Here is a 21,795-nt window from a genome sequence, read left to right on the forward strand (position 1 = left end):
ACGAGGCGATGTCGGGTGCTGAGCCGGGCCGTGCCGTCAGCGCCGTCAAGGTGACACGGAAATGAGAAGGAATTAGTACGACAAGCCGATGAAATAACCGGTTCACTCGGTCGAGGGGCGCATTACTCCATTTGCGCGAAAAGTCTATGCCTTCTCTTTACTCTGAATTACGCTTTGTTTACTGAGCGCAATCACTGAGGGCACGCGCAGCCCCGGAGGAGACGGGAAAAGATGTCAGCCTGCGTCCCCGCCCACGCCGATTCGGCCCGTACCGAGCACGTCCACCCACCGCACAGCCCGCCGCCCCGCGGCCCCCGGCGCTTCCGCGTCGCGGGCGCCGACGTGTCGGCCGCCGTCGCGGTCTTCCTGATCGCCCTGCCCCTCTCGCTGGGCATCGCCCTCGCCACCGGCGCCCCCCTCCAGGCCGGCCTCGTCGCGGCCGCGGTGGGCGGGATCGTCGCCGGGCGGATCGGCGGCTGCCCGCTCCAGGTCAGCGGCCCGGCCGCCGGCCTCACCGTGGTCACCGCCGACCTCATCCAGCAGTACGGATGGCGCACGACCTGCGCCATCACCGTCGTCGCCGGCCTCGCCCAACTGGGCCTCGGCTGCCTGCGCGTGGCCCGCTCGGCGCTCGCGGTGAGCCCCGCCATCGTGCACGGCATGCTCGCCGGTATCGGCGTCACCATCGCCGTCGCCCAGCTGCACATCGTCCTCGGCGGCACCCCGCAGAGCTCCGTGCCCGACAACCTGGTCGCGCTCCCCGCGCAACTGGCGAACCTGCGCCCCGCCGACGTGGCGGTGAGCGTGCTGACGCTGACCCTGCTGACGTTCTGGCCCCGCGTGCCGGGCCGGGCCGGGCGGCTCCTGGGCAAGCTGCCCGCCGCCCTGATCGCCGTCGCGGGCGCCACCGTGGTCGCCGCCCTCGCCGGACTCCGCCTGCCCAAGGTCGACCTGCCGTCCTGGAGCAGTCACGCGCTGGCGACACTGCCCGACGGTCCGGTGCTCGGGCTCGTCGCCGCCGTCCTCACCACCACGCTGGTGTGCAGTGTGCAGTCCCTGCTCGGCGCGGTCGCCGTGGACAAGCTGGTCGCCGCCCGGCCGGGGCTGACCGGCCGCGTCAAGCGCTCCAACCTCGACCGCGAGCTGCTCGGACAGGGCGCCGCCAACATCGTCTCCGGATCCCTCGGCGGACTGCCCATCGCCGGCGTGGCCGTGCGCAGTTCCGCGAACGTGGCGGCGGGCGCCGTCAGCCGGAACTCCACGATGCTGCACGGCGTTCTCGTGGTGATCGCCGCGCTCCTGCTGGTCCCCGCCCTGGAGCTCATCCCGCTCGCCTCGCTCGCTTCCCTGGTCATGGCCGTCGGCCTCAAGATGGTCTCGCTGAACCACATCCGGACGGTGACCCGCCACCGCGAGGTGCTGGTCTACGCGGTCACCACCACCGGTGTGGTGTTCCTCGGCGTCCTGGAGGGCGTCGCCCTGGGCATCGCCGTCGCCGTCGCCGTGGCCCTGCACCGGCTCACCCGCATGCGCATCACCCACGACGAGACCGAGGGCGTCCACCACGTACACGTGCGGGGCCAGTTGACGTTCCTCGCGGTGCCCCGGCTCACCCGGATCCTGCACCAGGTGCCGCACGGCTCGACCGCGGTCGTGGAGCTGGACGGCTCGTTCATGGACCACGCGGCGTTCGAGACGCTGCAGGACTGGCAGAAGACGCACACCGCGCAGGGCGGCTCCGTCGACATCACCGGCCGCCGGCCCGGCATCCGTATCTCCGAACCGGCCGACACGGACAACTGCCGCTGCCGCCCCTGGACCCCCTGGCGCAACCACCAGTGCGAACGCCCGCCCACGCCCCCGCCCGGCACCGGCCGGCCGGACTCCACCGGCGCCACCGGCGACGCCGCCGAGACGGCGCCCGGTGCGGCCGACGGACGCGAACTCGCGCGCGGCATCAGCGCCTTCCAGCGCAACACCGCCCCCCTGGTGCGCGGCGAGCTGGCCCGGCTGGCCCGGGAGGGACAGCAGCCCTCCCAGCTCTTCCTGACCTGCGCCGACTCCCGGGTGGTCACCTCGATGATCACCTCCAGCGGCCCCGGCGACCTCTTCGTCGTACGCAATGTGGGCAACTTCGTGCCGCTGCCCGGCGACGAGGGCGACGAGTCCGTGGCCGCCGCGATCGAGTACGCGGTGGACGTGCTGAAGGTGCGGTCCATCACCGTGTGCGGCCACTCCGGATGCGGGGCCATGCAGACGCTGCTCAGCGCCGAGCCCGGCGGCAGACAGACGCCGCTCAAGAGGTGGCTGCGGCACGGGCTGCCGAGCCTGGAGCGGCTGCCCGAGGACGACGGCACCCGGCCCCGGCTCGCGGGACGCGGGGCCGCCGACGCGGCCGAGCAGCTCTGCCTGGCCAACGTGGTCCAGCAGTTGGAGCACCTGCGCGCCCACGAGTCGGTGTCCCGGGCCCTGGGCGCGGGCGACCTGGAGCTGCACGGCATGTACTTCCACGTCGGCGAGGCCCAGTCGTACCTGCTCGCCGAGGACGGCGGGGAGGCCGTGTTCCAGCGGGTGCTGGAGACCGACCTGACCGTCTGACCGCCCCCGGGGTGTGACGGGCGTTACAGAGGCTGAACTCGGCACCGCCGGCGTCCGTGGGTACGGGTGACCAGGGCCGCGAAGGGAACGCGACAGGTCTAAACCAGTTGCCCGTCGACCCTTGTCATCGGCCCCCCGGGTCTGATGAGCTGTGGCCTGGGACACAACGGACAACCCTGAGAAAGGGAGATGTCGTGAGCAACGAATCCTTGGCCAACCTGCTCAAGGAAGAACGCAGGTTCGCACCCCCTGCCGACCTGGCCGCGAACGCCAACGTCACGGCAGAGGCGTACGAACGGGCCAAGGCAGACAGGCTCGGCTTCTGGGCCGAGCAGGCCCGCCGGCTGACCTGGGCCGAGGAGCCGACCGAGACGCTCGACTGGTCGAACCCGCCGTTCGCCAAGTGGTTCAAGGACGGCAAGCTCAACGTCGCCTACAACTGCGTCGACCGGCACGTGGAGGCCGGCCACGGCGACCGCGTCGCCATCCACTTCGAGGGCGAGCCCGGCGACAGCCGCGCCGTCACCTACGCCGAGCTCAAGGACGAGGTCTCCAAGGCCGCCAACGCCCTGCTGGAGCTGGGCGTGCAGAAGGGCGACCGGGTCGCCGTCTACATGCCGATGATCCCGGAGACGGCGATCGCGATGCTGGCCTGCGCCCGGATCGGCGCCGCCCACTCGGTGGTCTTCGGCGGCTTCTCCTCCGACGCCCTCGCCACCCGCATCCAGGACGCCGACGCGCGTGTCGTCATCACCTCCGACGGCGGCTACCGGCGCGGCAAGCCGTCCGCGCTCAAGCCGGCCGTCGACGAGGCCGCCGAGCGGGCCGGCATCGTCGAGCACGTGCTCGTCGTCCGCCGCACCGGGCAGGACGTCGCCTGGGACGACTCCCGCGACAAGTGGTGGCACGAGACCGTCGACCGGCAGTCCGCCGAGCACACGCCGGAGGCGTTCGACGCCGAGCACCCGCTGTTCATCCTCTACACGTCCGGTACGACGGGCAAGCCCAAGGGCATCCTGCACACCTCCGGCGGCTACCTCACCCAGACGGCGTACACGCACTGGGCGGTCTTCGACCTCAAGCCGGCCACCGACGTCTACTGGTGCACCGCCGACGTCGGCTGGGTCACCGGCCACTCCTACATCGTCTACGGCCCGCTGGCCAACGGCGCGACGCAGGTCATGTACGAGGGCACCCCGGACACCCCGCACCAGGGCCGGTTCTGGGAGATCGTGCAGAAGTACGGCGTGACGATCCTCTACACCGCGCCCACCGCGATCCGGACGTTCATGAAGTGGGGCGACGACATCCCCGCGAAGTTCGACCTGTCCTCGCTGCGCGTCCTCGGCTCGGTCGGCGAGCCGATCAACCCCGAGGCGTGGATCTGGTACCGCAAGAACATCGGCGCGGACGCGACCCCGGTCGTGGACACCTGGTGGCAGACCGAAACCGGCGCGATGATGATCACACCGCTGCCCGGCGTCACCGAGGCCAAGCCCGGCTCCGCCCAGCGCGCGCTGCCCGGCATCTGTGCCACCGTCGTCGACGACGAGGCGAACGAGGTGCCCAACGGCGGAGGCGGCTACCTGGTCCTCACCGAGCCGTGGCCGTCGATGCTGCGCACCATCTGGGGCGACGACCAGCGGTTCATCGACACGTACTGGTCGCGTTTCGAGGGCAAGTACTTCGCGGGCGACGGCGCCAAGAAGGACGACGACGGCGACATCTGGCTCCTCGGCCGGGTCGACGACGTGATGCTCGTCTCCGGCCACAACATCTCCACCACCGAGGTCGAGTCGGCCCTCGTCTCCCACCCGTCGGTCGCCGAGGCGGCCGTGGTCGGCGCGGCCGACGAGACGACCGGACAGGCCATCGTGGCCTTCGTGATCCTGCGCGGCACGGCGGCGGAGTCCGACGACCTGGTCGCCGAACTGCGCAACCACGTCGGCACCGCGCTCGGCCCGATCGCCAAGCCCAAGCGGATCCTGCCGGTGGCCGAGCTGCCCAAGACCCGCTCCGGCAAGATCATGCGGCGCCTGCTGCGCGACGTGGCGGAGAACCGTCAGCTCGGAGACGTCACGACCCTGACCGACTCCACCGTCATGGACCTCATCCAGACCAAGCTCCCCGCGGCACCCAGCGAGGACTGACCCCCCTGCTCCGAGGGCACCCGGCGAAGATCCGCCGGGTGCCCTTTCGCTGTGCCGTTTGGGTAGTCTGAGGAACGCGTAAGAGACCCAACAAGATCCTCATGGTGCGCCGGGAAGTCTGGTCGGCAACTGTTTCAGTGCTGCCCACAGACCGGAGGTCCTCCCCGTGACCGCGCCCCGCACCCCCCGCAAAGCCTTCGGACGCCTGTCCCTCCCGGAGCGGAACTACGTCGCGGAGGCGCTGCGCACCGAGACCCTCGGCGGTATGCTGCTGCTGGTCGCCGCGGTCGCCGCACTGGTGTGGGCGAACGTGCCGGCGCTCGGGGACAGCTACGAGAGCGTCAGCGACTTCCACTTCGGCCCCGCGGCCATCGGCCTGGACCTCTCCGTCGCGCACTGGGCCGCCGACGGACTCCTCGCGATCTTCTTCTTCGTCGCCGGCATCGAACTCAAGCGGGAACTCGTCGCCGGTGACCTCAAGGACCCGAGGGCCGCCGCGCTCCCGGTGGTCGCGGCGCTGTGCGGGATGGCCGTACCGGCCGTCGTCTACACCGTCACCAGCACCGCGGGCGGCGGCTCCCTGGCCGGCTGGGCCGTGCCCACCGCCACCGACATCGCCTTCGCGCTCGCCGTGCTCGCCGTCATCGGCACCTCCCTGCCGAGCGCCCTGCGGGCCTTCCTGCTGACGCTCGCCGTCGTCGACGACCTGTTCGCCATCCTGATCATCGCCGTCTTCTTCACCGACAGCCTGGACTTCGTCGCGCTCGGCGGCGCGGTCGTCGGCCTCGGCGTCTTCTGGCTGCTGCTGCGCAAGGGCGTGCGCGGCTGGTACGTGTACGTCCCGCTGGGCCTGGTGATCTGGGCGCTGATGTACAACAGCGGCGTCCACGCCACCATCGCGGGCGTCGCGATGGGCCTGATGCTGCGCTGCCACACCCGCGAGGGCGAGCGGCACTCCCCCGGCGAGCACATCGAGCACCTCGTGCGCCCCCTGTCCGCGGGTCTGGCCGTGCCACTGTTCGCGCTGTTCAGCGCGGGCGTCTCGCTCTCGGGCGGCGCGCTCGCCGACGTGTTCACCCAGCCGGAGACCCTCGGTGTCGTGCTCGGGCTCGTCGTCGGCAAGACGCTGGGCATCTTCGGCGGCACCTGGCTGACCGCGCGCTTCACCCGGGCCTCGCTCAGCGACGACCTCGCGTGGGCCGACGTGTTCGCGGTGGCGACGCTGGCCGGCATCGGGTTCACCGTCTCGCTGCTCATCGGCGAGCTGGCCTTCGAGGGCGACGCCGCGATGACCGGTCAGGTCAAGGCCGCCGTCCTGACCGGCTCGCTGATCGCGGCGGGCCTGGCGACGGTGCTGCTGAAGATACGGAACGCCAAGTACCGCGGGATGGTGGCCAACGAGGAGCGCGACGACGACCTCAGCGGCGTACCGGACATCTACGAGGAGGACGACCCCGCCTACCACCTGCGCGTGGCCGCCGTGTACGAGAAGAAGGCCGCCGAGCACCGCCGGATCGCCGAGGAGATGGAGGCCGCACGGCTTGCCGAAGTGAAGGGCGGGGCAAGCGATGAGGGCGGCGGTCCGGCATGATCTGACGAGACGGTACAAAAGAACGGGACCGTTCGCACTCGGACCGGACGCATCAGGGCCGAGGACGACGTCACGAAACCGTACGCAGATGAGCCAGCAGAAGAGGGAGACCGCGATGAGCGCACCCGACGGCAGCCCGGTCGGCACCGAACGCAGCATCGGCCAGCTGTTCGCCTCGGCGACCACCGAAATGTCGGCGCTCGTGCACGACGAGATCGCGCTGGCCAAGGCGCAGCTGAGGCAGGACGTCAAGCGCGGGGCGACCAGCGGCGGCGCCTTCTCCGCGGCCGGGGCCGTCCTCCTGTTCTCGCTGCCGATGCTGAGCTTCGCGCTCGCCTACGGCATCCGGACCTGGAGCGGCTGGAACATGGCGGTCTGCTTCCTGCTGTCCTTCGCGGCGAATGTCCTCGTCGCGGCCCTCCTCGCGCTGATCGGCATCGTCTTCGCGAAGAAGGCCAAGAAGGGCAAGGGCCCGCAGAAGGTCGCCGCCTCGGTGAAGCAGTCGGCGGGCGTACTGCAGAACGCCAAGCCGCACCCGCGTCCGGAACTGCCCGCGGACCGGTCCCCCGAAGCCATCGAGGCTGTGGCACGCTCGTCCTCATGACCGGCTCCACCACCCCTTCGGGGCAGCCCCCCACTTCTGTCGTCCGGCCGGCCATGCCCGGCGGCCACGAGGTGATCCACCGGGACGTCGCGGCCAACGGCGCCCGCTTCCACATCGCCGAGCTGGGCGACGGGCCGCTGGTGCTGCTGCTGCACGGCTTCCCCCAGTTCTGGTGGACCTGGCGGCACCAGCTCGTGGCGCTCGCCGACGCCGGATTCCGCGCGGTCGCCATGGACCTGCGCGGCGTCGGCGGCAGCGACCGCACCCCGCGCGGCTACGACCCCGCCGGTCTGGCCCTGGACATCACCGGGGTGGTCCGCTCGCTCGGTGAGCCGGACGCCGCGCTGGTCGGCCACGACCTGGGCGGCTACCTGGCCTGGACGGCCGCGGCGATGCGGCCCAAGCTGGTGCGGCGGCTCGCGGTCTCCTCGATGCCGCACCCCCGGCGCTGGCGCTCGGCCATGCTCGGAGACGTCCGGCAGAGCCGGGCGGGCTCCTACATCTGGGGCTTCCAGCGCCCGTGGGTGCCGGAGCGTCAACTCACCGCGGACGACGGCGCGCTGGTAGGCCGACTGCTCCACGACTGGTCGGGGCCGCGGCTGCTGGACGAGGAGGCGGTGACGGCGTACCGGCGCGCGATGTGCGTCCCCTCCACGGCGCACTGCTCCGTCGAGCCGTACCGCTGGCTGGTGCGCTCGCTGGCCCGTCCGGACGGCATCCAGTTCTACCGCCGGATGAAGCGGCCGGTGCGGGTGCCGACCCTGCACCTGCACGGCTCGCTGGACCCCGTGATGCGGACGCGGAGCGCGGCCGGATCCGGGCAGTACGTCGAAGCGCCGTACCGCTGGCGGCTGTTCGACGGACTCGGGCACTTCCCGCACGAAGAGGATCCGGTCGCGTTCTCGACCGAACTGATCAATTGGCTGAAGGATCCCGAACCCGATCGGTGACGGAACGAACGCACCCCGTATCCGAACCAGAACGCTTGTCCTATGAACGGCCACTTGCCCCGCGCATAGGCCAATTGGGCGCCCTCGGAGCGGTTATCGACCTTGGGGCGGGGGCACACGTCCGGGTATGGGCTGGACGCACGACTACAACGACGTAGCACGCGACGGCCGCTCCAGGAGCGGCATGAACATCCACCGACGAGCCGGCACCCCGCAACTGGCGGGTGCGGACCTACGGGTGGGCATCCCACGCATCCTGCGCCGCCGGGCCCGCTGGGTCTCCGTACGGCTGCGCCAGCAACGCGGATCACAGGTCTAGAGCGCGCGGTTGTCCCTCAGAGCGCGCAGCTGTCGCTGTCCACCTGCTGGTTGGCGGTGCGGCCCTCGCTGATGTCCTCGCGGATCTCGTCCACGGTGAGCGCGTAGCCGGTCTCGGGGTCGTCCAGGGACTTGGCGAAGACCACGCCGTAGACCTTGCCCTCGGGCGTCAGCAGGGGGCCACCGGAGTTGCCCTGACGGACGGTCGCGTACAGCGAGTAGACGTCGCGGCCGACGGTGTCGCGGTGGTAGATGTCCGGACCGTTGGCCGTGATGCGCCCGCGGATCCGGGCGGCACGGACGTCGTACGCGCCGTTCTCCGGGAAGCCGGCCACGATCGCGCCGTCGTCGCGGCTCGCGTCCTCGTCCGTGAACCGCAGCGCGGGCGCGTCCAGTTCCGGCACGTCGAGTACGGCGATGTCGCGCCGCCAGTCGTAGAGGACGACCGTCGCGTCGTACTTCCTGCCCTCGCCGCCTATCTGCACGGTGGGCTCGTCGACGCCGCCCACCACATGGGCGTTGGTCATGACCCGACGGTCGCCGAAGACGAAGCCGGTGCCCTCCAGGACCTTGCCGCAGTCGGGGGCGGTGCCCATGACCTTGACGATGGAACGCTTGGCGCGGTCGGCGACGGGGCTGTTCGCCAGCGCCGGGTCGGGCGGCTGGACGTCGGGGATCGACTCGTTGGCGAACGGGCCGAAGACCTGCGGGAAGCCGTTCTGCTCAAGGGCCGACGTGAAGCTCTCGAACCAGCTGTCGGCCCCCGCGGGCAGCACCTCCTGCATACCCCCCAGCACCGTGGACTGCCGCACCTCCTTGCCGACCGTCGGCATCGTGGTCCGGGCCAGGGCGGAACCGATCAGCCAGGCGACCAGGAGCATGGCGACGACGTTGACCAGGGCGCCGCCGGTGGCGTCCAGGGCGCGGGCCGGGGACCAGGTGATGTACCGGCGCAGCTTGTTGCCCAGATGCGTGGTGAGGGCCTGGCCGACGGAGGCGCACAGGATGATGACGACGACCGCGACGACGGCGGCGGTCGTGCTCACCTCCGCGTTGTCCGTCAGTACGTCCCAGACGACCGGCAGCAGATAGACGGCGACGAGACCGCCCCCGAGGAAGCCGGTCACCGACAGGATGCCGACGACGAAGCCCTGGCGGAATCCGACGATCGCGAACCAGACGGCGGCCAGCAGCAACAGGATGTCCAGCACGTTCACTGATTCAGGCCTCGCCTTGTCGTCTTCGGTACGCAGGCCACCCTGTCATGCGCGCCAGTCCAGCGGGACCTGCTTGTCCCGGTCCCAGGGCCGCTCCCAGCCCGCGAAGTGCAGCAACCGGTCGATGACGCCGGCGGTGAAGCCCCACACGAGCGCCGATTCGACCAGGAATGCCGGGCCCCGGTGTCCGCTGGGATGGACGGTGGTCACCCGGTTGGCCGGGTCCGTGAGATCCGCCACGGGGACGGTGAAGACCCGCGCGGTCTCGTTGGGATCGACGACGCCGACCGGGGTGGGCTCGCGCCACCAGGCCAGCACCGGGGTGACGACGAAGCCGCTGACCGGGATGTAGAGCTTGGGCAGGGCACCGAAGAGCTGCACGCCGGCCGGATCGAGCCCGGTCTCCTCCTCGGCCTCGCGCAGGGCGGCCCGCAGCGGCCCGTCGCCCCGCGGATCACCGTCCTCGGGGTCGAGGGCGCCGCCGGGGAAGGCCGGCTGGCCGGGGTGGGAGCGCAGGGAGCCGGCCCGCTCCATGAGCAGCAGCTCGGGGCCGCGGCCGGCCCGGCCCGCGCCGTCCCCGAAGAGGATCAGCACGGCGGACTGGCGGCCGGCGCCGTCCGCGGGCGGCAGGAAGCGGCTCAGCTGCGTGGGCCGCACCGTCTCGACGGCCCGCACCACCGGATCCAGCCAGTCCGGCAGACCCTCCTTGCTGAGCATCGCGCCCCGCGCGTGGCCCTGCGTGTCGCTCGCCCGTGTCATCCACACCCCCGTCCTGCCGACTCCAACGCCCGACGCCCCCGGGATCGTTCCGTCACCCGGACCCCAGCGGCGGTGCCGCCTTTCCCCCCGCGTCCAGGTAGGCCCGCGGGGGGTTCAGCCGCTGGCCGGGGAAGCCGCCCTTCTCGTACTTCAGCAGCTTCTTCGCCTTCTCCGGGTCCGTCTCGCCCTCGCCGTACGCCGGGCAGAGCGGGGCGATGGGGCAGGCGCCGCAGGCGGGCTTGCGGGCGTGGCAGATGCGGCGGCCGTGCCAGATCACGTGGTGCGAGAGGTCCGTCCAGTCGCTCTTCGGGAAGAGCGCGCCGACGGCGGCCTCGATCTTGTCCGGGTCGGTCTCCTCGGTCCACTGCCAGCGGCGCACCAGGCGCTGGAAGTGCGTGTCCACGGTGATGCCGGGGCGGCCGAAGGCGTTGCCGAGCACGACGAAGGCGGTCTTGCGGCCCACACCGGGCAGTTTGACCAGGTCTTCGAGGCGGCCGGGGACCTCGCCGCCGAAGTCCTCCGCCAGGGCCTTCGACAGCCCTATGACCGACTTGGTCTTGGCCCGGAAGAATCCGGTCGGGCGCAGGATCTCCTCGACCTCCTCGGGGTTGGCGGCGGCCAGGTCCTCGGGGGTGGGGTACTTGGCGAAGAGCGCGGGGGTGGTCTGGTTGACCCGCAGGTCGGTGGTCTGGGCGGACAGCACCGTGGCCACGACCAGCTGGAACGGGTTCTCGAAGTCCAGCTCCGGGTGGGCGTACGGGTAGACCTCGGCCAGCTCGCGGTTGATCCGGCGGGCACGGCGTACCAGGGCGGTGCGCGACTCGCCGCGCGGCGGCTTGGCGGCGACGGTCTTCGCCGGGGCGACGCCCTTGACGGCGGCGGAGGCCTTCTTGGGGGCGACGGCGGGCGTCTTGGCGGCAGCCTGTCGCTTGGCGGGGGCCTGCTTCTTGGCCTTGGCGGGTGCCTGCTTCTTGGCGGGCGCGGCCTTCTTCGCTGAGGTCGCCTTCTTCGCGGGCGCGGTCTTCTTGGCGGGCGCGGTCTTCTTCACGGCATCCTTCTCCGCGGTCACCCTCTTGGCAGGCACCGCCCTCTTTGTCGCTTTCGCCGTTTTCCTACCGCCATCGGGGCCCTGTTCGCCCACAGCGGAATCGCGACGTACACTCACCCGCGCAGCCCCCTCGGCCTGTGCTCTCACCGGCGATTTGGACACCCGGCCAGCCTACGGCCCGGCACCGACATCCGCCCCGGACCCCGAAGATCGACGTCCAATTGGACCCCTGCCGCGTACCCCGGGACACCAGTGCGGCATCCTTGTGACAGATCACACTGTTTGGACTGTCCGGCAAAATGGGCACCACGGACCCCTGGTACACCGGGGGAACAAGATCCTCTGAGCCGGTCGACAAGGAGAGAACTCGTGGACGACGTTCTGCGGCGCAACCCGCTCTTCGCGGCGCTCGACGACGAGCAATCCTCGGAGCTCCGCGCCTCCATGAGTGAGGTGACCCTCGCCCGCGGCGACACCCTGTTCCACGAGGGGGACCCCGGAGACCGCCTCTACGTGGTCACGGAAGGCAAGGTCAAGCTCCACCGCACGTCCCCCGACGGGCGCGAGAACATGCTGGCCGTGGTCGGTCCCAGCGAGCTGATCGGTGAGCTGTCGCTCTTCGACCCCGGCCCGCGCACCGCGACCGGCACCGCGCTGACCGAGGTCAAGCTGCTGGCCCTCGGCCACGGCGACCTGCAGCCCTGGCTGAACGTCCGCCCCGAGGTGGCCACCGCCCTGCTGCGCGCCGTCGCGCGCCGCCTGCGCAAGACCAACGACGCCATGTCGGACCTGGTCTTCTCGGACGTCCCCGGCCGCGTCGCCCGCGCCCTGCTGGACCTCTCCCGCCGGTTCGGCGTGCAGTCCGAGGAGGGCATCCACGTGGTGCACGACCTGACGCAGGAGGAGCTGGCCCAGCTGGTCGGCGCGTCCCGCGAGACGGTCAACAAGGCACTCGCGGACTTCGCCGGGCGCGGCTGGCTCCGGCTGGAGGCCCGCGCGGTGATCCTGCTGGACGTGGAGCGGCTCGCCAAGCGCTCCCGCTGACCGGCCCTAGGGCCTGTCTGACAATTCCCGTCGTCGCCCGGAGGGCGGCCTCGCGGCGTCAGGTGCGTGCTCTCGGCGTGCCGGGCGTAGAGCCTCGTACTGGACGTACTTGGCTCTGCGCCCGGTGCGGCGAGAGTGCGTGCATGGCGTCGCGAGGCAGACGGGAATTGTCAGACAGGCCCTAGCCGAGTGGCTGGATGAGCCCGTGCTCGTCCAGGTACTCGAGCTGCGCCCGCACCGAGAGTTCCGCCGCCGGCCACAGGGAGCGGTCGACGTCCGCGTACACGTGGGCGACGATCTCGCCCGGTGTCCGGTGACCGTTCTCCACCGCCGTCTCGACCTGGGCGAGGCGGTGGGCGCGGTGGGCGAGGTAGAACTCCACCGCGCCCTGGGCGTCGTCCAGGACCGGCCCGTGGCCCGGCAGCACCGTGTGCACCCCGTCGTCGGCCGTGAGCGACCTGAGCCGGCGCAGCGAGTCCAGGTAGTCGCCGAGACGGCCGTCCGGGTGGGCCACCACCGTCGTACCGCGCCCCAGGATCGTGTCGCCCGTCAGGACCGCGCGGTCGGCCGGGAGATGGAAGCACAGCGAGTCGGCCGTGTGCCCGGGCGTCGGTACGACCCTCAGCTCCAGGCCGCCGACGCCGATCACGTCGCCCGCCGCCAGCCCCTCGTCGCCCAGCCGCAGGGCCGGGTCCAGCGCCCGGACGTTCGTGCGCGTCAGCTCGGCGAAGCGCGCGGCGCCCTCCGCGTGGTCCGGGTGACCGTGCGTCAGGAGGGTCAGTGCGACGCGCTTGCCCGCGCGAGCGGCCGTGTCGACGACGTTGCGCAGGTGGACGTCGTCCAGCGGGCCCGGGTCGACCACGACGGCCAGGTCGGAGTCGGGTTCGGCGAGGATCCAGGTGTTCGTGCCGTCCAGCGTCATGGCGGAGGGGTTGGGCGCCAGGACGTTCACCGCGCGTGCGGTGGCGGGCCCCGAGAGGACGCCGCCCCTCGGCTGGCCGGGCAGTGCTGCTGCGTCCGTCATGCGGTGGCTCCCCCGGTCGGGTCGGAAGGTGTCGCGGGTGTCCGCGCCGTACTCGGCACGTGCTTGGTGAACTCCTCGTGCCCCGGCCAGGAGAGGACCACCTCGTCGCCCTCCAGCCGCGCCCGCGCGAGCACCGGGGTCATGTCGCGGCCCGGCGCCGACGCCAGCGCCTCGGCCGCCGTACCGCAGGCCGCGAGCCCGCGCAGGGTCGCGACGGTCGGCGGCATCATCAGCAGTTCGCCCTTGTCGTACCCGGCCGTCGCCTCCGCCGGCGTGATCCACACCGTGCGGTCGGCCTCCGTGGAGGCGTTGCGGGTGCGCTGCCCCTCGGGGAGCACGGCCACGAAGAACCACGTGTCGTAGCGCCGGGACTCGAACTCCGGGGTGATCCAGCGGGCCCAGGCGCCCAGCAGGTCGGAGCGCAGGACGAGGCCACGGCGGTCCAGGAACTCCGCGAAGGACAGCTCGCGGGCGACCAGGGCGGCGCGGTCCGCCTCCCAGTCGGCGCCGGTCGTGTCGCCGACCACGGAGTCGCCGGTCGGGCCGGCCAGCAGGACGCCCGCCTCCTCGTACGTCTCCCGTACGGCCGCGCAGACGATCGCCTGGGCGCCCGCCTCGTCGACGCCGAGCCGGTCCGCCCACCACGCGCGCGTGGGGCCCGCCCAGCCGATGGCGCGGTCGTCGTCGCGCGGGTCGACGCCGCCGCCCGGGTAGGCGTACGCGCCCCCGGCGAACGCCATGGAGGTGCGTCGGCGCAGCATGTGGACGGCCGTACCGGCGCCGGTGTCCTTGAGGAGCATGACCGTGGCCGCGCGTTTCGGGGCGACCGGGGTGAGGGTGCCGGCCGCCAGCGCGCGGATGCGGTCCGGCCACTCCGGTGGGTACCACTGCCCGTTCGCCTGCGCATTCGCCATGGCCGGAGGCTATCCGGTGACGGGCTGATGTTCGAGTGGTCCCAGGGGTGGGACGGACGTCAGGGACGGACGTCAGTCGGGGAGGGCGGCCAGCCACGCGGTGAGCAGCCGGTTCGTCTCGTCGGGGCGCTCCTGCTGGAGCCAGTGCCCGCAGCCGTCCAGCACGTGCGAGGCGCTGAGACCGGGCAGGGTCGTGGGGTACGCCTCGATCGCGTCGGACAGCCAGGTCGTGGAGGCGTCCAGGGCGCCGCCGAGGAACAGGGCGGACTGGGTGACCGGGGCGCCCGTGTGTCCCGCCAGGTCGGCCCAGTCGCGGTCCATGTTCCGGTAGCGGTTGAGGGCGCCGGTGAGGCCGGTGCGCTCGAACTCCGCCGCGTAGACGTCCAGCTCCTCCTCGGTCAGCCAGGAGGGCAGCCGCCCTGCGGCCGGGAACCGGTCGCGCATCCTGCCGCCGGGAGCGACGAAGTGCGGGTCGGGCTCCTCCGGGCCGGGCATGGTGTCGGCGGACAGCGCGGCGTAGAGGCCGGCGAGCCAGCCGCGTACGTCGGGCTCGATCTCCGCCTCGGCGCGGCCGGGCTCCTGGAAGTAGGAGACGTAGAACTCCTGCCCCGCGAAGGGCCCGGCCGGGTCGCTCATGCCGGCGAAGACCTCGCTGGGCTTCGGGCCGCCCGGCGGGGTGTACGGCACGCTCAGCAGCCCCACCGCGCGGAACACGTCCGGCCGCAGCAGCGCGGAGTACGCGGCGATGTTCGCGCCCCAGTCGTGGCCGACGACGACGGCGGAGCGCTCCCCCAGGGCCTCCACGACGGCGACGTTGTCCGCCACCAGGTCCAGCATCCGGTACGCCTCGACCGCGTCCGGCCGCGAGGAGCGCCCGTACCCGCGCACGTCGATCGCGACGGCCCGGAAACCGGCGGCGGCCAGCGCGGGCAGCTGGTGGCGCCAGGAGTACCAGGACTCGGGGAAACCGTGGACGAGGAGCACGAGCGGCCCGCTGCCCTGCTCCACCAGGTGGATCCGCCCGGCGGGCGAGGGCACCAGACGGTGGACCCACTGATCATTCACGGACGACGACTGCGGCACGACTCCTCCTGACACGTACGGCCGAACGACCGGGCCCGGATTCACGGCCCGGTCTCCGGCTCCGATCCTGCGGGTGGAAGGTCAGGGAGGCGAGGATTGTTGCCGGGGTGGCAAAGAGGTGCGCAACGCCCCGTCACGCCACCCCCGCGGATCGCGCCCGGCTACGCCTGGACCAGTTCCACCTGGATCTCGACCTCGACCGGCGCGTCCAGCGGGAGGACCGCCACGCCGACCGCACTGCGGGCGTGGACGCCCTTGTCGCCCAGGGCCGCGCCGAGCAGTTCGCTGGCGCCGTTGATCACGCCGGGCTGGCCGGTGAAGTCGGACGCGGAGGCCACGAAGCCGACGACCTTCACCACGCGTGCGATGCGGTCGAGGTCACCGGCGACGGACTTCACGGCGGCCAGGGCGTTCAGCGCGCAGGTGCGGGCGAGTTCCTTGGCCTCCTCGGCGGTGACCTCCGCACCCACCTTGCCGGTGACCGGAAGCGTGCCCTCCACCATCGGCAGCTGGCCCGAGGTGTACACGTACGGCCCCGACTGCACCGCCGGCTGGTAGGCGGCCAGCGGGGGCACCACCTCGGGCAGCGTCAGGCCCAGCTCGGCCAGCTTCGCCTCGACGGCGCTCATGCCTGCTTCTCCCGCTTCAGGTAGGCGACGAGCTGTTCGGGGTTGTTCGGCCCGGGCACGACCTGGACGAGCTCCCAGCCGTCCTCGCCCCAGGTGTCCAGAATCTGCTTCGTGGCATGGACGAGCAGCGGCACGGTTGCGTATTCCCACTTGGTCATGCGGCCGACTCTAGCCGTTGCCCGGGGCCCCTCCGCGGGCCGACCACGGCGACGTTGTCCACAGCCTCCGGCGTACTCCGCGCGCGGACTGGTTACGCTCGAATACGTGAGCAGGCTCCAGGTCGTCAGCGGCAAGGGCGGAACCGGTAAGACCACGGTGGCCGCCGCCCTCGCGCTGGCCCTCGCCACCGAGGGGAAGCGCACGCTTCTCGTCGAGGTCGAGGGCCGCCAGGGCATCGCGCAGCTCTTCGAGACGGAAGCGCTGCCTTATGAGGAGCGGAAGATCGCCGTCGCTCCAGGGGGCGGGGAGGTGTACGCCCTCGCCATCGACGCCGAACTGGCGTTGTTGGACTACCTCCAGATGTTCTACAAGCTGGGCAGTGCCGGCCGGGCCCTGAAGAAGCTCGGCGCGATCGACTTCGCGACCACCATCGCGCCGGGAGTCAGGGACGTACTCCTGACCGGCAAGGCGTGCGAGGCGGTACGCCGAAAGGACAAACGCGGACGTTTCGTCTACGACTACGTCATCATGGACGCCCCACCGACCGGCCGCATCACCCGGTTCCTCAACGTGAACGACGAGGTGGCGGGCCTCGCGAAGGTCGGCCCGATACACAATCAGGCGCAGGCCGTGATGCGGGTGCTGAAGTCGCGGGAGACGGCCGTGCACCTGGTGACGCTGCTGGAGGAGATGCCCGTCCAGGAGACCGCCGACGGCATCGCCGAGCTGCGCGCGGCACGCCTCCCGGTGGGCCGGGTCGTCGTCAACATGGTCCGGCCCGAGGTGCTGGACGCCACCGACCTGGACCTCGTACGGAGCACCCCGCGCGGGGCGCTGGCGCGGTCCCTGTCCGGCGCCGGGCTCGGCGGGGCGCGGCGCGGCGGGCACGCCGAGCGGCTGGTGGACCCGTTGCTGGCCCAGGCCGAGGAGTACGCCGAGCGGTACGCGCTGGAGCAGGAGCAGCGGTCCGTCCTGACCGACCTCGACCTGCCGTTGCACGAGCTGCCACTGCTCGCCGAGGGCATGGACCTCGCGGGCCTGTACGAACTCGCCACCGAGCTGCGGAAGCAGGGGATCGCATGAGTCCGGACCCGGCCGCCCGGCCCCAGGAGGGCGCGCGGCGCCTCTCCCACGCGCGCGTGCTCGACGTCGACCCGCTGCTGGAGGACCCGAAGACCCGCATCGTGGTGTGCTGCGGCGCGGGCGGGGTCGGCAAGACGACCACCGCGGCGGCCCTGGGCCTGCGCGCGGCCGAGCGGGGCCGCAAGGTGGTCGTCCTCACCATCGACCCGGCCCGGCGGCTCGCCCAGTCGATGGGCATCGACTCGCTGGACAACACGCCGCGCCGGGTGAAGGGCGTCGACGACTCGGCGGGCGGTGAGCTGCACGCCATGATGCTCGACATGAAGCGCACCTTCGACGAGATCGTCGAGGCGCACGCGGATCCCGAGCGGGCGGCGGCGATCCTGGGCAACCCCTTCTACGCGTCACTCTCGGCGGGCTTCGCGGGCACGCAGGAGTACATGGCGATGGAGAAGCTGGGGCAGCTGCGGGCGAGGGACGAGTGGGACCTCATCGTCGTCGACACGCCGCCGTCCCGTTCCGCGCTGGACTTCCTGGACGCTCCCAAGCGCCTCGGGTCCTTCCTGGACGGCAAGCTGATCCGCGTCCTGCTGGCACCCGCGAAGGTCGGCGGCCGGGCCGGCATGAAGTTCCTCAACGTCGGCATGTCGATGATGACCGGCGTCCTGGGGAAGGTGCTGGGCGGGCAGTTCCTGAAGGACGTGCAGACCTTCGTCGCGGCGATGGACTCCATGTTCGGCGGGTTCCGTACGCGCGCGGACGCGACGTACAAGCTGCTCCAGGCGCCCGGCACGGCGTTCCTCGTGGTCGCGGCCCCGGAGCGGGACGCGCTGCGCGAGGCCGCGTACTTCGTGGAGCGGCTGGCGGCCGAGGACATGCCGCTGGCCGGTCTGGTGCTCAACAGGGTCCACGGCAGCGGCGCCGACCGGCTGTCGGCCGAGCGGGCGCTCGCCGCCGCGGAAAATCTTGAGGATCCCCGCATTGTGGATCAGGACGGCGGGAAAGCTGGAATTCGTAACTCTCCCGACACGTACGGAAGTTCAGACATTCCCGAGGACGACGTACCGGACGAGGCGACGCCCGACGCAGCGACGCCGGACGCGGACACACCGGACGCAGGCACGCCGGAGCGGTCGGTGGACCAGCTGGCCTCGGGCCTGCTGAGGCTGCACGCGGACCGGATGCACTTGCTCGCCCGCGAGCAGCGCACGCGCGACCGGTTCACCGCGCGTCATCCCGAGGTGGCGGTCACCGAAGTGGCCGCGCTGCCCGGTGACGTGCACGACCTCGCGGGACTGCGGGACATCGGGGTCCGTCTCGCGACGGTCCACCCCGAGCTGCCGGAGACGGACGTCTGACTCCGACCGGATGTCCGAGGAGCCCGGAGCGGCTCAGCCCACGGCCATGTAGTTCTCGTACACCTCGTCGTCGTCGAGAGGCAGGATGCCGGCCCCCCGCTCGTACTCTGTCCGCGCCGTCTCCAACAGCCGACGCCAGGACGTCACGGTGGGCCGCCTGCGCAGCAGTGCGCGGCGCTCCCGCTCCGTCATGCCTCCCCACACGCCGAACTCGACGCGGTTGTCCAGCGCGTCGGCCAGGCACTCGGTCCGCACCGGACATCCGGTGCACACCGCCTTGGCCCTGTTCTGCGCTGCTCCCTGAACGAACAGTTCGTCCGGATCGGTAGTGCGGCAGGCGGCCTGCGCACTCCAGTCGGTTACCCAGCCCATACCGGCGCCGTCCTCTCCCGAATCGAGGCTCCCCCACGGCGGCAGCGGCATATTCACCGCCGCCAGTTGAGGACGTTACGGAAGGTGGGCACAGCGCAACACCCCCTTCGGGCCCAATCTTGAATGGCCCGAACGGACTATGGGTAAGCGGCAGATCACCCGGGGGAGTGAGCTGGCGACATGCGCGACGATCCCGACATTCGGGTCATCTCTGTTGCGCCACAACGGACACCGATTGACACACAAGGCGGATTCGGACACGTAATCCACACGCCGTGGCACGCGCCGACACACACCAACGCGCCCCCCAGTGGGGGCCCCTCAGAAAAAAACCGAGCGGATCCGGAACGATTCGGGGTCGCCGGACGTATTGATACGTGGCCGCACTGCTGTGACAGTTGAGTGCAGCTTAGGCCAAGGCATATACGCGTGTCCGGCGAATGAGAACGTAGGCTGCCTCCATGCCAAAGAAGCGCTCGGGCGGTGGTCTGTCGCCAACGCAGCAGGCCGCCAAGTTCCTCGGTGTCAGTGTGCTCGCGGGAGCGGTGCTGGCCGGCATCGCGCTGCCCGCCGTGGGCGCGCTGGGGCTGGCGGCCAAGGGGTCGGTGGAGGGCTTCGACGCCCTCCCGGCCAACCTGAAGACTCCCCCGCTGAGCCAGCGCACCGCCATCCTCGATGCCGAGGGCGGCACCATCGCCACGGTCTACTCGCGCGACCGCACGGTGGTCGACCTCAAGGACATCTCGCCGTACATGCAGAAGGCGATCGTCGCGATCGAGGACTCGCGCTTCTACCAGCACGGCGCGATCGACCTCAAGGGCGTCCTGCGCGCGCTGAACAAGAACGCGCGCAGCGGCGAGGTCTCCGAGGGCGCGTCCACCCTCACGCAGCAGTACGTCAAGAACGTCTTCGTGGAGGAGGCCGGCGACGACCCGACGAAGGTCGCCCAGGCCACCCAGCAGACCCTCGGCCGCAAGATCCAGGAGCTGAAGCTCGCGATCCAGGTCGAGGAGGAGCTGGGCAAGAAGAAGATCCTCGAGAACTACCTGAACATCACCTTCTTCGGCCAGCAGGCGTACGGCGTCGAGGCCGCCGCCCAGCGCTACTTCTCCAAGTCCGCCAAGGACCTCAACATCCAGGAGTCCGCCCTCCTGGCCGGCATCGTCCAGTCGCCCAGCCGGTACGACCCGGTCAACGACGAGGCCGAGGCCACCAAGCGGCGCAACACCGTCCTGACGCGGATGGCCCAGGTCGGCGACATCTCTCAGGCGGAGGCCGACAAGGCGAAGAAGGCCCCGCTCGGGCTGAAGGTCAGCCGGCCCAAGAACGGCTGCATCACGGCCGTGAAGAACGCCAGCTTCTTCTGCGACTACGTGCGCGAGGTCTTCCTCAGCGACAAGGTCTTCGGCAAGACCCGCAAGGACCGGGCCAAGATCTGGAACCAGGGCGGCCTGACCATCCGTACGACGATGGACCCGCAGGCCCAGGAGTCGGTGCAGCAGTCGCTCAAGGACCACGTCAACAAGTCGGACTCGGTCGCCGCGGCGAGCACGCTGGTCGAGCCCGGCACCGGCAAGATCGTCGCGATGGGCCAGTCGAAGCCGTACGGCTACGGCAAGAACGAGACCGAGTACAACTACTCGGTCGACGCGGCCTACGGCGGCTCCAACTACGGCTTCCCGACGGGTTCGACGTTCAAGCCCTTCCTGGCGGCCGCGGCGCTGGAGCAGAACGTACCGCCGACGAAGGAGTACTCGTCGCCGTACGACATGGACTACCCGAGCCCCATCCAGACCTGTGACAAGCCCTGGATCAACGACTCGGGCTACCGCGTGGAGAACGAGAACGAGTCGGAGGTCGGTCCGTACCGCCTGAAGGAGGCGATGGCCAAGTCGGTCAACACCTACTTCGTGCAGATGCTCGCCGACATCGGCCTGTGCCCGGTGTCCGAGATGGCGGACAAGCTCAACGTCCACCAGGGCAACGGCGACAAGCTCCCGCAGAACCCCTCCGCCCTCGCCCTCGGTTCGGTCGGTATGTCCCCGCTGACCATGGCGAGCGCCTACGCGACCTTCGCCTCGCGCGGCATGTACTGCACGCCGGTCGCGATCGAGTCGATCACGCAGAAGGTCGGCAACAAGCAGACGTCGCTCGAGGTGCCGAAGTCCACGTGCTCGCGGGCCATGACCGAGAAGACCGCGGACAGCGTGAACACGCTGCTGCAGGGCGTGGTCGACTCCGGTACGGGTAAGGAGGCCGGCCTCAGCGACCGCGCCAACGCGGGCAAGACCGGTACGACCGACGAGCGGAAGAACGCCTGGTTCGTCGGCTACACGCCGAACATGTCGGGCGCCGTCTGGGTCGGCAGCGCCACCCAGAAGGTCGAGATGAAGAACATCACGATCGGCGGCGTCTACCACCCGCTCGTCTTCGGTGGCGCGGTTCCCGGTCCCATCTGGAAGGACGCCATGACCGGCGCCCTGGCCGGCAAGGACTCCCCCTCCTTCAACCTCGTCGACATCCCGGACGGCGAGAAGGAGAAGGACAAGGGCCGCGACGAAGGGGCCGAGGACCCGGGCCAGGACGACGGGAACAACGGCGACGACGGCGGCTTCATCGGCGGCCTGATCGACGGCGGCACCGGCAACGGCGGATCGGACAACGGCGGTGGCGGCAACGGCGGCGGGGACGGCGGCTTCCCCGGGAACCTGATCCAGGGACCGGGGAACGGGCCGGGCGGCCGGGACTGAGGCCGAACGCCTGACGAGTGAGGACCGCCTAACGAGTGAGGGCGGCCTCCGGGTTTGGCGGGGGGGGGCCAGTCGGGTCGCGGGGGGGGGTGCGGCCGGTCGGGGGGGGGGGGGCGGGTGCCGGGGGGGGGGGGCCGAGGGGCG

The 21,795-nt window shown here is 71.2% G+C and carries 19 protein-coding genes; 10 read left to right on the forward strand and 9 right to left on the reverse strand.

The genetic code is table 11. The annotated features are described in order from the left end of the window. Positions 1-231 precede the first annotated feature (231 nt). The 6 genes from ACFC1X_RS34380 (at position 232) to ACFC1X_RS34405 (ending at position 8,212) form a co-directional block, all read left to right on the forward strand. On the forward strand, positions 232-2,598 hold the full coding sequence (locus tag ACFC1X_RS34380) for a bifunctional SulP family inorganic anion transporter/carbonic anhydrase (RefSeq protein ID WP_376361639.1): 2,367 nt from the start codon (positions 232-234) through the stop codon (positions 2,596-2,598). Positions 2,599-2,792: 194 nt separating this feature from the next. Further along, positions 2,793-4,748 carry an acetate--CoA ligase gene (gene acs, locus ACFC1X_RS34385; protein WP_376361641.1) on the forward strand — a complete coding sequence of 652 codons (1,956 nt, stop codon included), beginning with the start codon at positions 2,793-2,795 and terminating at the stop codon, positions 4,746-4,748. A gap of 166 nt (positions 4,749-4,914) precedes the next feature. Further along, positions 4,915-6,339, forward strand: coding sequence for a Na+/H+ antiporter NhaA (gene nhaA, locus ACFC1X_RS34390; protein ID WP_376361643.1), 1,425 nt, complete (start codon positions 4,915-4,917; stop codon positions 6,337-6,339). A 115-nt stretch (positions 6,340-6,454) separates the two neighbouring features. Beyond that, positions 6,455-6,943, forward strand: coding sequence for a phage holin family protein (locus tag ACFC1X_RS34395; protein ID WP_376361679.1), 489 nt, complete (start codon positions 6,455-6,457; stop codon positions 6,941-6,943). Then, complete coding sequence (locus tag ACFC1X_RS34400; protein ID WP_125493015.1) at positions 6,940-7,893, forward strand: alpha/beta fold hydrolase; 954 nt, start codon at positions 6,940-6,942, stop codon at positions 7,891-7,893. Before ACFC1X_RS34395 ends, ACFC1X_RS34400 begins: the two co-directional genes overlap by 4 nt. A gap of 127 nt (positions 7,894-8,020) precedes the next feature. Continuing rightward, positions 8,021-8,212 carry a hypothetical protein gene (locus tag ACFC1X_RS34405; RefSeq protein WP_376361645.1) on the forward strand — a complete coding sequence of 64 codons (192 nt, stop codon included), beginning with the start codon at positions 8,021-8,023 and terminating at the stop codon, positions 8,210-8,212. Positions 8,213-8,228: 16 nt separating this feature from the next. Here ACFC1X_RS34405 and ACFC1X_RS34410 read toward each other — a convergent pair whose 3' ends face one another. The 3 genes from ACFC1X_RS34410 to nth are packed head-to-tail and all read right to left on the reverse strand — an operon-like array spanning position 8,229 to position 11,271. Beyond that, positions 8,229-9,428 (reverse strand): MarP family serine protease, encoded by a 1,200-nt coding sequence (locus ACFC1X_RS34410; RefSeq protein ID WP_376361647.1) that lies wholly within the window; start codon positions 9,426-9,428, stop codon positions 8,229-8,231. Between the two features lie 45 nt (positions 9,429-9,473). Then, complete coding sequence (locus ACFC1X_RS34415; protein ID WP_376361649.1) at positions 9,474-10,187, reverse strand: NUDIX hydrolase; 714 nt, start codon at positions 10,185-10,187, stop codon at positions 9,474-9,476. Between the two features lie 52 nt (positions 10,188-10,239). Further along, the gene (gene nth / locus ACFC1X_RS34420) at positions 10,240-11,271 is read right to left on the reverse strand and encodes an endonuclease III (RefSeq protein WP_376361650.1); all 1,032 of its coding nucleotides are present in this window, start codon (positions 11,269-11,271) and stop codon (positions 10,240-10,242) included. A gap of 333 nt (positions 11,272-11,604) precedes the next feature. On the opposite strand from nth, the gene ACFC1X_RS34425 reads away from it, so the two are divergent. Then, on the forward strand, positions 11,605-12,279 hold the full coding sequence (locus ACFC1X_RS34425; RefSeq protein WP_234959425.1) for a Crp/Fnr family transcriptional regulator: 675 nt from the start codon (positions 11,605-11,607) through the stop codon (positions 12,277-12,279). Between the two features lie 181 nt (positions 12,280-12,460). On the opposite strand, the gene ACFC1X_RS34430 is transcribed toward ACFC1X_RS34425, so the two are convergent. The 5 genes from ACFC1X_RS34430 to ACFC1X_RS34450 form a co-directional block, all read right to left on the reverse strand. Beyond that, the gene (locus ACFC1X_RS34430; protein WP_376361652.1) at positions 12,461-13,303 is read right to left on the reverse strand and encodes an MBL fold metallo-hydrolase; all 843 of its coding nucleotides are present in this window, start codon (positions 13,301-13,303) and stop codon (positions 12,461-12,463) included. Further along, positions 13,300-14,217, reverse strand: coding sequence for an NUDIX hydrolase (locus ACFC1X_RS34435; RefSeq protein ID WP_376361655.1), 918 nt, complete (start codon positions 14,215-14,217; stop codon positions 13,300-13,302). The genes ACFC1X_RS34430 and ACFC1X_RS34435 overlap by 4 nt, the downstream gene beginning before the upstream one ends. A gap of 72 nt (positions 14,218-14,289) precedes the next feature. Continuing rightward, a complete protein-coding gene (locus ACFC1X_RS34440; RefSeq protein WP_376361658.1) occupies positions 14,290-15,300 on the reverse strand; it encodes an alpha/beta fold hydrolase in 1,011 nt (336 codons plus the stop codon). Positions 15,301-15,461: 161 nt separating this feature from the next. Beyond that, positions 15,462-15,929, reverse strand: a complete 468-nt coding sequence (locus ACFC1X_RS34445; RefSeq protein ID WP_122616794.1) for a RidA family protein — start codon at positions 15,927-15,929, stop codon at positions 15,462-15,464. Continuing rightward, on the reverse strand, positions 15,926-16,087 hold the full coding sequence (locus ACFC1X_RS34450) for a DUF4177 domain-containing protein (protein ID WP_003975360.1): 162 nt from the start codon (positions 16,085-16,087) through the stop codon (positions 15,926-15,928). The genes ACFC1X_RS34445 and ACFC1X_RS34450 overlap by 4 nt, the downstream gene beginning before the upstream one ends. Positions 16,088-16,193: 106 nt before the next feature. Between ACFC1X_RS34450 and ACFC1X_RS34455 the strand changes: the two genes are divergently transcribed. Together ACFC1X_RS34455 and ACFC1X_RS34460 are read left to right on the forward strand one after the other, a co-directional pair. Next, on the forward strand, positions 16,194-17,171 hold the full coding sequence (locus tag ACFC1X_RS34455) for an ArsA family ATPase (RefSeq protein WP_376361661.1): 978 nt from the start codon (positions 16,194-16,196) through the stop codon (positions 17,169-17,171). After that, a complete protein-coding gene (locus tag ACFC1X_RS34460) occupies positions 17,168-18,529 on the forward strand; it encodes an ArsA family ATPase (RefSeq protein ID WP_376361664.1) in 1,362 nt (453 codons plus the stop codon). The genes ACFC1X_RS34455 and ACFC1X_RS34460 overlap by 4 nt, the downstream gene beginning before the upstream one ends. A gap of 33 nt (positions 18,530-18,562) precedes the next feature. Here ACFC1X_RS34460 and wblA read toward each other — a convergent pair whose 3' ends face one another. Next, positions 18,563-18,901, reverse strand: a complete 339-nt coding sequence (wblA, locus tag ACFC1X_RS34465; RefSeq protein ID WP_064729040.1) for a transcriptional regulator WblA — start codon at positions 18,899-18,901, stop codon at positions 18,563-18,565. A gap of 461 nt (positions 18,902-19,362) precedes the next feature. Here wblA and ACFC1X_RS34470 point away from each other — a divergent pair, with 461 nt between their 5' ends. Further along, the gene (locus tag ACFC1X_RS34470; RefSeq protein ID WP_376361667.1) at positions 19,363-21,651 is read left to right on the forward strand and encodes a transglycosylase domain-containing protein; all 2,289 of its coding nucleotides are present in this window, start codon (positions 19,363-19,365) and stop codon (positions 21,649-21,651) included. Positions 21,652-21,795 lie beyond the last annotated feature (144 nt).

Source organism: Streptomyces sp. NPDC056128, from assembly GCF_042263835.1.
Classification (GTDB): domain Bacteria; phylum Actinomycetota; class Actinomycetes; order Streptomycetales; family Streptomycetaceae; genus Streptomyces.

Coding starts and splice junctions, on each gene's coding strand:
- ACFC1X_RS34380 (WP_376361639.1), top strand. CDS start 232: ATGTCAGCCTGCGTCCCCGCCCACGCCGATTCGGCCCGTACCGAGCAC.
- ACFC1X_RS34395 (WP_376361679.1), top strand. CDS start 6,455: ATGAGCGCACCCGACGGCAGCCCGGTCGGCACCGAACGCAGCATCGGC.
- ACFC1X_RS34400 (WP_125493015.1), top strand. CDS start 6,940: ATGACCGGCTCCACCACCCCTTCGGGGCAGCCCCCCACTTCTGTCGTC.
- ACFC1X_RS34405 (WP_376361645.1), top strand. CDS start 8,021: ATGGGCTGGACGCACGACTACAACGACGTAGCACGCGACGGCCGCTCC.
- ACFC1X_RS34415 (WP_376361649.1), bottom strand. CDS start 10,187: ATGACACGGGCGAGCGACACGCAGGGCCACGCGCGGGGCGCGATGCTC.
- ACFC1X_RS34430 (WP_376361652.1), bottom strand. CDS start 13,303: ATGACGGACGCAGCAGCACTGCCCGGCCAGCCGAGGGGCGGCGTCCTC.
- ACFC1X_RS34435 (WP_376361655.1), bottom strand. CDS start 14,217: ATGGCGAATGCGCAGGCGAACGGGCAGTGGTACCCACCGGAGTGGCCG.
- ACFC1X_RS34445 (WP_122616794.1), bottom strand. CDS start 15,929: ATGAGCGCCGTCGAGGCGAAGCTGGCCGAGCTGGGCCTGACGCTGCCC.
- ACFC1X_RS34450 (WP_003975360.1), bottom strand. CDS start 16,087: ATGACCAAGTGGGAATACGCAACCGTGCCGCTGCTCGTCCATGCCACG.
- ACFC1X_RS34460 (WP_376361664.1), top strand. CDS start 17,168: ATGAGTCCGGACCCGGCCGCCCGGCCCCAGGAGGGCGCGCGGCGCCTC.
- wblA (WP_064729040.1), bottom strand. CDS start 18,901: ATGGGCTGGGTAACCGACTGGAGTGCGCAGGCCGCCTGCCGCACTACC.
- ACFC1X_RS34470 (WP_376361667.1), top strand. CDS start 19,363: ATGCCAAAGAAGCGCTCGGGCGGTGGTCTGTCGCCAACGCAGCAGGCC.